8 protein-coding genes are annotated in these 14016 nt (G+C 44.8%); 3 read left to right on the forward strand and 5 right to left on the reverse strand.

Annotated features, from left to right (window positions below):
* Positions 1–362: 362 nt before the first annotated feature.
* Positions 363–2744: an acylase gene (locus FN961_RS09680; protein ID WP_144039975.1), complete on the reverse strand. Its 2382-nt coding sequence runs from the start codon at positions 2742–2744 to the stop codon at positions 363–365.
* Between the two features lie 275 nt (positions 2745–3019).
* On the opposite strand from FN961_RS09680, the gene FN961_RS09685 reads away from it, so the two are divergent.
* The gene (locus tag FN961_RS09685; RefSeq protein WP_144039976.1) at positions 3020–4183 is read left to right on the forward strand and encodes a helix-turn-helix domain-containing protein; all 1164 of its coding nucleotides are present in this window, start codon (positions 3020–3022) and stop codon (positions 4181–4183) included.
* A gap of 173 nt (positions 4184–4356) precedes the next feature.
* A complete protein-coding gene (locus FN961_RS09690; protein WP_144039977.1) occupies positions 4357–5973 on the forward strand; it encodes an AbgT family transporter in 1617 nt (538 codons plus the stop codon).
* A 468-nt stretch (positions 5974–6441) separates the two neighbouring features.
* Here the strand turns inward: FN961_RS09690 and FN961_RS09695 are convergent, their stop codons facing one another.
* Both FN961_RS09695 and FN961_RS09700 read right to left on the reverse strand, forming a co-directional pair.
* On the reverse strand, positions 6442–9582 hold the full coding sequence (locus FN961_RS09695; RefSeq protein ID WP_144039978.1) for an efflux RND transporter permease subunit: 3141 nt from the start codon (positions 9580–9582) through the stop codon (positions 6442–6444).
* 9 nt (positions 9583–9591) lie between these two features.
* Positions 9592–10746, reverse strand: coding sequence for an efflux RND transporter periplasmic adaptor subunit (locus FN961_RS09700; RefSeq protein ID WP_144039979.1), 1155 nt, complete (start codon positions 10744–10746; stop codon positions 9592–9594).
* 439 nt (positions 10747–11185) lie between these two features.
* On the opposite strand from FN961_RS09700, the gene FN961_RS09705 reads away from it, so the two are divergent.
* Positions 11186–11935: a TorF family putative porin gene (locus tag FN961_RS09705; RefSeq protein ID WP_373293372.1), complete on the forward strand. Its 750-nt coding sequence runs from the start codon at positions 11186–11188 to the stop codon at positions 11933–11935.
* A gap of 119 nt (positions 11936–12054) precedes the next feature.
* Here the strand turns inward: FN961_RS09705 and FN961_RS09710 are convergent, their stop codons facing one another.
* Both FN961_RS09710 and waaA read right to left on the reverse strand, forming a co-directional pair.
* Positions 12055–12744 carry a DNA-3-methyladenine glycosylase I gene (locus FN961_RS09710; protein ID WP_144039980.1) on the reverse strand — a complete coding sequence of 230 codons (690 nt, stop codon included), beginning with the start codon at positions 12742–12744 and terminating at the stop codon, positions 12055–12057.
* A complete protein-coding gene (gene waaA, locus FN961_RS09715) occupies positions 12741–14012 on the reverse strand; it encodes a lipid IV(A) 3-deoxy-D-manno-octulosonic acid transferase (protein WP_144039981.1) in 1272 nt (423 codons plus the stop codon). The genes FN961_RS09710 and waaA overlap by 4 nt, the downstream gene beginning before the upstream one ends.
* Positions 14013–14016: the final 4 nt, after the last annotated feature.

A 14016-nucleotide genomic window follows, 5' to 3' on the forward strand; every position in this document is an offset into this window, starting at 1 on the left:
TACGATTTAAAATAAATTGAGGAGTGATTAATAATATAAACCCTTGTTAAGTGGGAAACTAAGCACAAGATAGAAACGGTAAAAAATGAACAGCACCTCAAAAAAAGCACAACTCTTTAACGATTAACACCAACTAAACTTACTTAAATACTGACTAGAGGGGGAATATATGCTGGAGTGAGGATTAGTTTTCGCTTCTGTATCATTATTCAGCAAAGGTACAGCAATCAATCGTTATATTAAGGTTGAACGAAACAGACCATTCTCAGTGATTCACTGAAAACACTTCGCTCAACCATAATCCTTTAGGACTCATGCTTACCTGGCATGAGTCCATTTTTTTACCTTAAATTCACCACACTCTAATCCAGCGTTAACTCGATAGTATCAACTAAATCAGCCTTAATCTGCTCAGCGGTAAAGACCACAGGACGCCACTCTCCTTTAGAGAATAAGCGTGTTTGGTCAACAAAGTGCTCAGATTCAGGATCATGAGATTGTCCATAAGTTAAGAAAGCATCGGCTTTAGGGCCTGACTCGGTAAACTCAAGTGCCATCAACCAACTCGCACCATGAAACACGGGGTAACCGTAACTGGCAACCTTAGCACTACTTCCCGTATTAATGTTGAACACCCCATCAATCGTGCCGCCACCAGGGATAGCAATCTTCTCATCATTTTTCATATGATATTGAATGCTGCCTAACGGTGCCGTTAGTGGAATATTAACGCTGGCAAGATGTTGAACAGTGCCAGCTAATGCCTGTAATACTGGGTCGCTATTCGCTGTTCCGTCATGTTTCATCAGCTGTGATGGCGTCGTGACGGGTTTTCTAACATCGAATCCCTGACTAAAGAGGTTATCACTCAACGCTTGTTCACCACCGACATCGAATACTCTCAAGAACTCCCTGAAAACGTGGGCGCCCTGACTGTCATTCCGGTATAGACCATCCCAGTTGGATAGCGTCATACACGCTGCGGAGATATCGACCACATCTGAATTACCCAGCGTAATATTGGTCACGCCGTTACAGCGTTCAATCACTTGTGCTCTCAATATTTCAGACAGCAAGCCACGCTCACTTGTAACCACACTCTTAAGTTCATTGAGGTTGAACTTACCATCAGCACCTGAGATACCTTGCGTAGAGTGCTCCTCTAGCATAATGGCATTCATACGTGTTCTAGGGCTACGAATAGTCTGCTCAGGCCCGTAGACAATGGAATATCCCTCTAATGGTTCTTCAGCATGAGTTAACCAATGACTACTGTTGGCATTAAACACGTAATCGCTTCGCAGTGCTTTGGGGGCTCGCTCAAACGGCACAACGCCAGCAATCGGTGTGTTACCTGTATCCACCCATTCAAACAAAGACATACTGCCATCTAACACTAACTGACCTCGGCCGCCTTGCCATAAAGCTTTGCCAACAGGATCGTTATTCACAAAATCTTTCACTAGAATTGCCGCAAAAGAGTTCAAATTAGGTGCTCTTGAACCATCGATATAAAAAGCATTTCCTTTGTTATCAGTGGCCATGGTGTTCACCCAAGGGATCCCTTGGTAAGTCTTAAATGCAGCCTCAAACTCCTCAATTGATTTAGCACGACCCATGGCAAACCACTGACTCACCATGTTGCCGTTATTGAGGTTTGCATCACGATATGTCACCGCGCTTCCATCAGGAAACCAGCCAATCATAGGACCATAGTGAGAAGCATAAAGTGTCTTTTTTATCTCTGAACTGGTGCCATCTTCGTTCTTCACAGACACACTATAATCTTGGCTCGTCATCTGCTTGTACTCACCATCGTAAAGGTAACGAGTCGGATCCTTGGGATCCAGCGTCAGACGATAAGTGGTGAAACGTTTAGATTGAGAGACGGTATGCGTCCACGCGATATTCTCGTTGAAACCGATAAGCACACCTGGAACACCGACAAACGAAACGCCAGTCACATTCATCTCTCCAGGGATCTGCAGATGATTCTCCACAAATCTGAGGTTACCACTCCAAGGAAAATGAGGATTAGAGAGCAACATGCCGCTGCCAGATTCAGTTTTATCACGTCCTAATGCCCAACCATTACTGCCAAGTCCCTCATTTTGAGCGGCTATCTCATTAAACGTTTGGTTCAATGGCTTCTCATTGGTGATCGGCGATGCACTGGCGATTTGGCGGCTTAACGCACCACCACTGGCAAACAAGGCTAATTTCAGATGATAAGCTTGTAGATCCGTCACGGTAATCTCAGGAACCCAATCTGCACCACGGCAAGGTGAAGGGTAATTTTGCGATCCCGCTTTATCAGACACAGCCTGATTAAAGCCATCGGCATAACCTGACAATAGGTCAAACTGCTCGTCGGTCATTGAATCAATGCTCGCTTGAGCATCACTGTAGATATTAAGTGCTTGAGTACCAAAATCTGTAATGACGTTGGCATTACCACTTCCCGCACCAAATGTTATTGCTCGCTCTCCCCTAACTTCAATAATTTGATCGGCCAAGGTACACATATTTTCCTGAGCATGAGCATAGGCTTGCCCATAACCCAAAGATCTGAAATCTGACGCGGTAATATGAGGCACACCAAATGAGGTATATTCAATTTTAGCGGTGCTGGGTAGCACTTCTTCTTTAGGATCATCGCTGTCGCTGCTTTTACAACCGGCTAACGCAAGCGTTAATGCCAGTGCGATAGGAGTAAGGTGTCTCTGCTTATTATTATTTATCATCACAATTAAACCTCTGGGCGTTGCCATTCAATAATACCAATCAGTATAAGAAAGAGGGCTCTACCATTTTATCTAAATATAAGTTTGTGGTTTGTTCACCATTTGTTACTTTATTATCTATAGCGGATTATCTCGACCGCCCCGACCCGTTCGGACTTTTTGATTTACATTCAAAATCAGATATTTATAATCACAAACGGATTTTTATCCTTTATTTTGTTAAACAATAGTTATTCCCCAACTTATTCCCTTATGAGATCCTGCAGAGGAAAGCCATGCAGTTAATGACAGTCCTATTGCTGATTTCTGTTGGCATGAGTTTTTTTATGATGGGATATGTAGCAACCACCCCTCATCAAAATGCCAAAGCTAAGCTCTGTTTCTCTTTAATGTTGGTGGGGCTAATAAGCTTAATGATTGAACTGGCTATGTTTGAAGAGGGAGAAAGTTTTCTCTACATCATCTCAATTTCCGGTCCTTTATCCGTTTCTGTGCCAATTTTTTTCTTTCTCTATTTCAAAGCGAGTGTTGGCTTGAGTGATGAGTTTCAATGGAAAAATGCTAAACACCTATTCATCCCACTGATTTACCTCGCTGTCATGATGCCCTACAACCTATTGGACGAAACGAGTAAAGCCCAATTTTTCTCGCAAGTTTATGCCAAAGAGGCGATCCCTTGGCCGCTCTCAATGACACCGATCCGTTTCTCTCGATTATTAGTTGTTAGTAGCTTAGGGCTGGCTTATCTCTACTTAAGTTGGCGTGAACTGCATGTTGAATTAAACAATAAGAAGCAAGATGTGCTCAGGGAAATGACCAAACTCCAGGGCGCATTTCTAGCCATTAGCTTGAGTTTTATTGTGATTTTTATGTTTTTCCTATTCCGACTCCCACACCAGTTTACTTGGATGATTTCAAGCGTGTTGTTGATCATAACCGCAATCAGTTGCATGATTTTTTACTATCTACCTGTACTGGGTAAAAAGCTCACTTCAGATGCAGACCTACATCAGTTACTGCCTCATCCCCCTTTTCAGCAGGTAAAGGATAATCAGCAGATTGATGAAAATGGTAAACAATATCGCTCCTCAGTCACCACCAGCTTAGCGAAAGAAGTGCTGCATAATCTTCATATACTCATGCAAGGTGGGATCTATAAAGATGCGACCCTGTCGCTGGGAAAGCTGGCTTCTCAGCTGGAGCTTAGTACTCATCACCTGTCTCAAATCATCAATCAACAAACCCAAGGCAACTACTTCGATCTGATCAACCAGTACCGAATTCAAGATGCCCAGCAACTGCTTATCAATACCCAGATGAGCATTATTGATATTGCCTATGAAGTTGGCTACAACAGTAAATCCTCTTTTTATACCGAATTTAAACGCCGTACCCAAATGACACCGAACCAATTTAAGAAATCAAATAAATCTAAATAACACTAATGATCCACGCGAGAAATCTCTACTTTTAAGCCAATTTAAGTTTGAATTAAAGCTTTTAGGACACTATGGAGCGTCCACTCGGATATTCCGAGCCATAACAATGAGAAAGCCGCGACTAACACCGCTTAGTACAAAGACGGCGAAAAACAAAAATTGAAAGGATAAAAATGGGACTGAATAAAGACGAGAGCGCACCTTCACCTCTCAACTCTCCGGGATCTCCTGAGAAACAAAGTGGCTGGTTTGTCAGCTTCCTTAATGTTGTCGAACGTCTAGGCAACTTACTTCCCCACCCCATTACGCTTTTCGCCACCTTCTGTATGGCCGTGATCGTCATCAGCGGAATAGCAGGATACTTCGAACTTACCGTGGTCGATCCAAGACCTGTGGGCTCATCAGGACGCGGCGAAGATGGTCTTATCCATGTGGTCAGCCTGATGAACGGTGAAGGGTTGAGAATGATCGTCTCCAACCTCGTCACCAATTTCACCGGCTTTACACCGCTTGGTACAGTACTAGTCGCCTTACTCGGTGTGGGTATTGCCGAACGTTCAGGTATGCTATCAGCAGCAATGCGTTTACTGGTCATGGGGGCATCGAAACGACTTGTCACCTTAACCATTGTATTCGCTGGTATCGTATCCAACACAGCATCAGAGCTTGGCTATGTGGTGCTTATCCCTATGGCAGCGCTGATATTTCACTCCCTTGGGCGTCATCCGCTTGCGGGTCTAGCTGCTGCATTTGCCGGTGTATCTGGTGGCTACAGTGCCAATTTGTTATTAGGCACCGTTGATCCTTTACTGTCTGGAATCACTGAAGCCGCAGCTCAGATGATCGATCCTGATTACTTAGTTGGGCCAGAAGTAAACTGGTACTTCATGTTTGTATCGACCTTCCTTATCACGGGTCTAGGTGCATTGGTCACCGAAAAGATAGTTGAACCTAAGCTAGGGAAATATGATCCAGCTGAAGCCAATATAGACCTCACAAATCAGTCTATGGATAAGGTCACACAGCTTGAAAAACAAGGATTAAAAGCTGCTGGCGTTTCGATATTGATCTTATCAGTGTTACTCGCGTTAACCGTAGTGCCTGAAAATGGCCCCCTTAGAAATCCTGAAACAGGCCTAATTTCAGGCTCACCCTTCCTTAAAGGTATTGTCGCCTTTATCTTTATCTGCTTTGCTATTCCGGGGTTAGTCTACGGTAAAGTCGTTGGCACCATGAAGCGTGACAAAGATGTTATTGACGCCATGTCCAACAGCATGAGCTCCATGGGCATGTATATCGTGCTCGTGTTCTTTGCTTCACAGTTTGTGGCCTTCTTTAAGTGGACTAACTTAGGCGCAGTACTGGCGGTTTCAGGGGCTGATGCCCTAAATGCCATCGGCCTTACCGGACCACTGGTATTTGTGCTGTTTATCATGATGTGTGGCGTGATCAACTTGATGCTTGGCAGTGCTTCAGCTCAGTGGGCTGTGACCGCTCCGATTTTCGTGCCGATGTTGATGTTGGTAGGTTACGCACCTGAAACCATTCAGGCGGCTTATCGAATTGGCGATTCTGTCACTAACCTGATCACTCCGATGATGAGTTACTTCGGCCTGATCTTAGCGGTCGCCTCCCAGTATAAGAAAAACTTGGGTATTGGCACGCTCATCGCCACCATGTTGCCTTACTCCATCGTCTTCTTTATCGGCTGGACCTGTTTCTTCTTCCTTTGGGTATTTGTACTCGGTCTGCCAGTAGGACCCGGCGCAGCAACCTACTATACGCCTTAAGATGATGAGCTTTTGATGCCGATCAAAAGCGTTAATGTAAACATGGCTCGGTAAATCTGATTTACCGAGCCATCATTTCAATCTAAGTCTGTTCAAACAAAAGGTAAAATTTCGAGAGATCTCCCCTCCAACTTTAAATGCTCGGCAAAAGAATTCAACACAGCAAGTTCATGTACCTGCTTGATATCTCTACGACTAACCATAGCCCTCCTCCTGAACAATATTTCAAAAGAAAACTAGCTTACTCCCTTCATTATAGGAGAGATAAAATGTGTGGATGATATATAAGTCATTATAAAGACAATTAAAATATTGGAATTGGACGTTATTGGTACCAAGGATATAGAGATGATGAGATAGAAAGCGGTGAATTTTAGAGTAGAAAACGCAATCATCTTGTCGTTAATTTATAGCCAACAAAAAGCCCGGCAAATGCCGGGCTTTCATATCAAAACTGACTAACATTGCCTATTCAGGCGATGTCTCAGTTTTAACTTTCTTTTTCTGTTCGCGTTTACTGAAGATACGCTCAACAACCACGAAGAAGATTGGAATAAAGAAAATACCAATAAAGGTCGAGCTCATCATGCCGCCAAGTACACCAGTACCAATCGCGTTTTGGCTACCAGAACCAACACCAGTACTGATGGCTAGTGGCACAACACCGAGACCGAAGGCCAGTGACGTCATCAAAATAGGACGTAAACGTACTCGGACTGCGTGCAGAGTCGCCTCTACCAATCCAGCGCCTTTCTCGTAGAACTCTTTCGCGAATTCTACGATCAAGATGGCATTCTTTGTCGCCAGACCCACCGTTGTCAGTAGACCGACTTGGAAGAACACGTCATTAGGCAAACCGCGAGCATTCATGGCTATAAGCGCACCAATAATACCCAGTGGGATAACCAAAATAACCGAGAATGGTACAGACCAACTCTCGTATAACGCTGCGAGAACCAAGAAGACGACCAACACAGATAACGCATATAGCATCGGCGCTTGGTTACCCGAGAGACGCTCCTCATAGGATAAACCGTTCCACTCAACACCAAAGCCTGTAGGTAATTGCTTCACCATGGCTTCCATGTCATCCATCGCTGCACCAGTACTGTAACCTGGCGCTGTTCCACCTTGGATGTTCATGGCAGGCAGTCCGTTAAATCGCTCTAAACGAGGCGATGCGTACTCCCATTTACCCGTCGCAAAGGCGGAGAAGGGTACCATTTCACCTAAACTGTTCTTCACATACCAAGAGTCGAGATCTTCAGCCTGCATTCGATACTGAGCATCGCCCTGTACGTACACTTTCTTCACGCGACCACGATCGATAAAGTCGTTAACGTAAGATCCGCCCCAAGCAGTGCCCAGCACACTATTCACCGAATTAATGTCGATGCCTAGCGCTCTGATCTTGGCTTGATCTATCTCTACCTGATACATAGGTGCATCATCTTGACCGTTAGGGCGTACACCCACTAGATTAGGATTTTGTGATGCCATGCCTAATAGCTCATTACGTGCTGCAACTAGCTTTTCATGTCCCTGACCATTTCGGTCCTGCAGATACATATCAAAACCATTAGCCGTTCCCAACTCAATAACAGCAGGAGGAACGAAAGCCACCACGATAGCTTCACTCCACGACATGAATGTGCCCATAGCACGAGCCGCAACAGCTTGGATCCCTTGACCTGCGCCTTCACGTTCAGACCAAGGCTTTAAGCTGATAAAGGCCATACCCATGTTCTGTCCACTACCAGCGAAACTGAAACCAGACACACTAAACACAGAGCTGACATTCTCGCCCTCTTCATTTAGATAGTAATCAGTCACCTTTTCCATCACTTTCGCAGTGCTCTCTTGGGTCGAGTTCACAGGTAAGATGGCTTGGCTAAACATGATCCCTTGATCTTCATTAGGCAGGAAGGCAGTTGGCATGCGAACGAAAATCCAACCTACTGCAATCGTTAATGCTAGGTAAACTAACATCACACGACCAGTACGCTTGATCATCGACGCAACGCTGGCTTCATAACGTTCAGTCATTCTGTCAAAATTACGGTTAAACCAACCGAAGAAACCTGTTGTAGTGTGGCTTCCACCTTTAGGAATTGGTTTAAGCATGGTCGCACACAAAGCAGGCGTCAGAATGATTGCCACTATGACCGACAGCGCCATCGCGGCGACAATCGTTATCGAGAACTGGCGGTAAATAATACCGGTAGAGCCCGACATAAAGGCCATAGGCACGAATACTGCTGACAAGGTCAAACCAATACCAACTAGAGCACTGGTGATCTGATCCATCGACTTCTTTGTCGCCTCGATCGGGCTCAGTCCCTCCTCCTGCATGACACGTTCAACGTTTTCCACCACGACGATGGCGTCGTCCACCAGCAAGCCGATGGCCAATACCATGGCGAACATGGTTAAGGTGTTAATCGAGTAACCTGAGACATTCAAAATCGCAAATGTACCCAGTAAAACAACAGGGACCGCAATGGTAGGAATTAAGGTCGCTCGGAAGTTCTGCAAGAAGAGATACATGATGATAAACACCAAAGCTACTGCTTCCAACAAAGTGTGCACAACCCCTTCAATAGACTTCTCAACGAATGGTGTCGTATCGTAGGGATAAACCACTTCAAGCCCTTCTGGGAAGAAAGGTTTTAACTCGTCAATTTTAGCGCGAACAGCAGTAGCCGTTGCCAATGCATTTGCACCAGTGGCAATCTTAACCGCAAGACCTGCAGCAGGACGGCCATTATAGAATGACTCTACCGCATAACTCTCAGCGCCAAGCTCAACACGAGCAACATCAGAAAGAACAACGATTGCACCTGAAGTATCTGATTTAACAATTATCTTCTGGAACTCTTCAACCGTACTCAAACGGCTCTGAGCTGACACTGTCGCGTTTAACTGCTGACCAGGTAATGAAGGAACACCACCAAGTTGGCCTGCTGATACCTGAGCATTCTGCTCACGGATCGACGACATGACATCAATACTGGTTAGGTTATATTGCGTCAGTTTAAGCGGGTCAAGCCAGATGCGCATTGCATACTGGGCACCAAACATCTCAATCTCACCCACACCGCTAACACGGCTCATGGGATTTTGAACGTTTGTACCTACATAATCGGCAATATCATTCTTATTGAGCGATCCATCCTGAGACACAAAACCGATCACCATCAAGAAGCCAGCACTCGACTTGTTGACTTTAACCCCTTGAGCCTGCACTTCTTGAGGAAGTAATGGCATGGCCAACTGCAGCTTGTTTTGTACCTGAACCTGAGCAATATCAGGATCAGTTCCAGCATTAAAGGTCAATGTGACAATGCCATTACCAAAACTATCACTGGTTGAGGAGAAGTATCGCATGTTGTCGATACCCGTCATCCGCTCCTCGATGACCTGAGTCACCGAGTCTTCAACCGTCTTAGCTGACGCACCAGGATAAGTCGCGGTGATCACAACCGTCGGTGGCGCAATGCTTGGATACTGAGACACTGGCAATATGAAAATTGACAACACCCCAGCGAGCATAATGATAATGGCTATAACCCATGCAAATATAGGGCGGTCAATAAAAAAACGTGCCATAGTATTACCCTATTTCTTTGATGGACTATTATTGGCCGACACGGGAACCGTAGTCACCGTCGATCCAGCACGAATTTTTTGCAAGCCTTCAACAACCAACTTATCACCAACCGCTAAGCCTTTAGTAATGCGCCATTGGTTATCAATCACTTCAGCTGTCGTAACAACACGTGACTCAACCTTGTTCTGGGCATTGACCAGCATGGCAATTGCTTGGCCTTTAGGATTACGAGTAATCGCTTTTTGAGGGACTAAAATGGCTTCTGAATCTGTGCCTGTATTCAACAACGCGCGCACATACATACCAGGCATTAATATCCCATCAGGATTAGGGAACTCAGCTCTTAAAATAACCGAACCTGTGTTCTCATCAACACTCACTTCAGAGAACTGCAATAGCCCCTCTTGAGCGTAAGTGCTGCCATCTTCTAAGATCAAACTAACACCCGCGTTATTCGTCGCTTTGAGTTGACCTTGTTTCAATTTAGCTTTTAAACGTAACAGTTGAGCACTTGACTGAGCGATATCCACATTAATTGGATCTAGCTGCTGGATCTTAGTTAAGATCTGCGTCTGATTTGCCGTTACCAACGCACCAGCAGTGACATTAGAAACGCCAATGTGGCCAGAGATTGGCGCTTGCACTTGGGTGTATTCTAGGTTAATTTTTGCAGTGTGTATTGCCGCTTTCGCGACAGTAACACTGGCCAAAGCCTCTTTATAAAGCGCATCGGCTTCATCGAAATCTTGCTGACTAATGGCATTAATCTTAACCAGTTCTTGAAAACGCACAGCTTTAGACTTAGTCGAAGCTAAGCTAGCGCTTGCACGCGCAAGATCAGCTTCAGCGCTTATCACTGCCGCTTGGTACGTAGAAGGATCGATTTGATACAGAGATTGACCCTGTTCTACATTACCGCCTTCAACAAAACCACGCTCGGTGATAATGCCCGAAACTTGAGGACGAACCTCAGCTTCCAAATAAGCTTTACTTCGACCTGGGAGTTCCACAAGGATAGACTGAGGACCAGAAACAACCTCCATCACGCTAACTTCGACACTTCTAGGTGCGCCAGCGCCTTGATTTTCGTTTGCTTTTTGCCCGCAAGCCGTTATCCATAACGCCACGCTTATAACAGAGGCAATTTTGACTATTTGCCGCATGAGAACTCCTAATCGATGCCACCAATTGTGGACACGTATACTGATAGCAGAAAATTCCGCAGCTTGATACGTAGGCAGCATATGTTTTTGTGTAAGATTTGAACTTTCCTTTATCTCATAACTGGCCTTTTCCAACAAGAAGAAGCGATATTATTTTGTAAGACAATGCTAATAATCACATAATATCAGCCCTTTATGTTGCCAACCCGTTAAATTTAAACGGCACTAGATATCCTTGTTACTCACTTGTTTTATTACAGCTGAATGTATTGTAAAAACAGACAAAAGTATTATCAGCCCCTGTTTATGCCCTCTAAATATCACTTTGTTCATAATTGTTCATATTTGTTAGCTATTGATTCATCCGATACGTCATTGCCATTCACAAATTATCCTTATAGTGCTCCTGTACTTACAAATACTTAAACGAGACGACCTCATGACGATTAAGATGAAACTTCAACACAAGTTACTTATCAGTGGCCTATTGCTTTCAGCCGTATCAATCGCTCACGCCGAAGATAAAGAGCAAGTACTAGGTGGTACCATCAATGGCAACCTGACTTTTGCATCTGACTATGTTTTTCGTGGTGAATCTGAAACGATGGACGGCGATGTTCCTGTAGTACAAGGTACTTTAGGCTGGGGTAATGATGATGGTTGGTATGCAGGCGTATTCGCTTCTAACATCAAGTTTGCCGATCCTAATCTTGAAATCGTCACCGCACCATTTATCGGTAAAGCTGGAGAACTTGGTGACAGCGGCTTTACTTACGATGTGATGGTCTTCTCGTACCTGTATCCAGGTGCTTCATACTCAAACTACACCGAGCTTTGGCTTAAAGTCGGCAAGCAGTTTGGTCAAGCAAACGTACAACTCGAAATCACACCAACTCTGGATGACTGGTTTGGTGTTGATGGTTGGCAAGGTGTTAACTACGCAGTCCACCCAAGCTATGCATTTAGCAACGGAATCAACGTATCTGGTTCAGTGGGTTACCAAGATCTTGATGGCGAAGGCGCTGAAGGATGGGGACACTGGAACTTAGGTCTAAGTAAAACCTATGCTGGCCTTAAATTTGACCTTAGATACCATGGCAGCACAGTAGATGGTACCCACAAGGTTTATGGTACACAGACAGAAATTTTTGATGACCGATTCGTTGTTGGCATCAGCAAAAGCTTTTAAGTTTTAACTCGCTTTCCCTGCACCAAAGCTCAATCTTTATCTCTATTTATTGCTCATTCTTTGGCAAACATGCACCAGCCCATCCGGGCTGGTTTTTTTATATTAGGTAACCCCTAAATTTAAACTCGATTATCGCCGACACTGCAGGCTAAGATTCGGCTAATATCAGCCAAACTTCTGCCCGACTCTTGTTGCCAAGCATTAAACACACCCTGAACCTGCTTTAAACCACTCTTAGAACTAAAGCCAAAATCCACCAGCTTATGGGAAGTGAGATAACCTTGAACATCGCCGGTGAGTAGAAAGGTATCTTTGCCTATCGCCCGTAAGAAGTAAGGCCCAGTATTGCCGCCTAAACGTGTACCTCGACGTTTAAGCACAGCCCAAAGATCAGTGATCTCTTCAGCGGGCCAACGGCCAATATATTCGGCTAAACTGCCATGCTCAAGTGCAATATCATGAGCCATCAACGCATTATCATAGATTGCCATGGTTTTCTTCATATGGCGGATCAAATTAGTATCGCTCGCCCTTTCCTGCAACTGCTCAGGGGATAACATCAGGACTTTGGTAGGCTCAAAGTTAAAGAAAGCCTCCTGATAAGCTGGCCACTTATGGTCTACAATCCGCCAAACAAAGCCAGATTGGAATACCTTCTTACTCATCTCAGAGAGTAGTTCAGCATCTTTATACTGACCTATTTCGTCTTCCGTTAAACTGCCGCTCAGCAGGCTTTCGAGGCCTTCATCCCCGCCTTTACGATCGCTGGCTCTTTGGTAAATCGATGCAAAGGATTCAAGTTGGCTCATTTAACACACTCAATTAGTTGGTAAGCAAGTTCACATTGTTGCTGCAATGCCCCCTTGTTAGTATTCACGACTCGTAAAGCAGCTTCACTCGCGTTCTGGTAAATGAGCTTGTCATCAAACTTAACAATTAACTCTTCAGCCAGCTCATCGGCAGAAACAATCACTTTCAAGGCGCCAGCATCGTCAAGCAAACGCGTGATTTCGGCAAAGTCCCAATGATTAGGACCGACATAAACAGGTAGACCAAAAGCGGCTGGTTCCAATGGATTGTGACCGCCATTACTGATTAAGGTGCCACCAATAAAAGCTTGATCTGCTGCGCCATAGAATGTCAACAGTTCACCCATGGTATCACCCAGTAATACTTGGGTATTGAAAGTCACGCTATCTTGTAAACTCCGACGCGCCAAGCTCAAACCTGATGCAAGAATCTTCTCCGCTGCTGCATTAAATTGCTCAGGATGGCGTGGAACCATCACTAATAGAGCATCAGGCTTGCTGGCTAACAAGCGTTTATGCGCCTGTATCATTGCCTCAAACTCTCCAGGATGAACACTGCCCGCCACCCAGATTGGGGCACTCTTGTCACGCCACTGCTGACGTAATATTTTGGCTTGAGCAATCTTATCCTCAGGGAGGGTGAGATCGAACTTCAAACTGCCACACACCTTAACTCGACTCGGACTGACACCAAGCTCGATAAAGCGCTCTGCCGCTTGCAGTGATTGAGCTGCAATGATATCTAAACTCTGTAACATCGGCTGACTAAGCTTCATTCGCTTACTGTATTGCCCTGCCGATTTCTCAGATAGTCTTGCGTTGGCTAGCATCACTTTCACACCTTGCTTGGACGCAAAGTAGATGGAGTTTGGCCACAGTTCAGTCTCCATAATAATCCAGCTTTTAGGCGATACCTGACGTAAAAAACGCTTCACACAAATGGAGATATCAAAGGGGAGATAACAATGCTGAACACTCGGTCCAAACGCTTTAACCACTTCAGCAGATCCTGTAGGACTGGTGGTGGTGACGGTTATTGATACTTGAGGATAGCGCTGTTGGATCGCTTTTATGAGAGGAATGGCAGCTAATGTTTCCCCCATAGAGACAGAATGGATCAACAGATCACTTTGTTTCAATTTGGCCAGACCAAACCTCTCCCCCCAACGACAACGGTAATCAGGGCTTTTTATGGATCTAAATGCCAAGTACAAAACGAGCAAGGGTAATAAGAGGTAAAGTAATGCTGAATATATAAAACGATTCATTTGA

This window comes from Shewanella hanedai, from assembly GCF_007197645.1.
Classification (GTDB): domain Bacteria; phylum Pseudomonadota; class Gammaproteobacteria; order Enterobacterales; family Shewanellaceae; genus Shewanella; species Shewanella hanedai.

What these genes read in the sequence shown, in the direction of transcription:
- FN961_RS09680 (WP_144039975.1), bottom strand. Translation starts at nt 2,744, where the DNA reads ATGATAAATAATAATAAGCAGAGACACCTTACTCCTATCGCACTGGCA.
- FN961_RS09685 (WP_144039976.1), top strand. Translation starts at nt 3,020, where the DNA reads ATGCAGTTAATGACAGTCCTATTGCTGATTTCTGTTGGCATGAGTTTT.
- FN961_RS09690 (WP_144039977.1), top strand. Translation starts at nt 4,357, where the DNA reads ATGGGACTGAATAAAGACGAGAGCGCACCTTCACCTCTCAACTCTCCG.
- FN961_RS09695 (WP_144039978.1), bottom strand. Translation starts at nt 9,582, where the DNA reads ATGGCACGTTTTTTTATTGACCGCCCTATATTTGCATGGGTTATAGCC.
- FN961_RS09700 (WP_144039979.1), bottom strand. Translation starts at nt 10,746, where the DNA reads ATGCGGCAAATAGTCAAAATTGCCTCTGTTATAAGCGTGGCGTTATGG.
- FN961_RS09705 (WP_373293372.1), top strand. Translation starts at nt 11,186, where the DNA reads ATGACGATTAAGATGAAACTTCAACACAAGTTACTTATCAGTGGCCTA.
- FN961_RS09710 (WP_144039980.1), bottom strand. Translation starts at nt 12,744, where the DNA reads ATGAGCCAACTTGAATCCTTTGCATCGATTTACCAAAGAGCCAGCGAT.
- waaA (WP_144039981.1), bottom strand. Translation starts at nt 14,012, where the DNA reads ATGAATCGTTTTATATATTCAGCATTACTTTACCTCTTATTACCCTTG.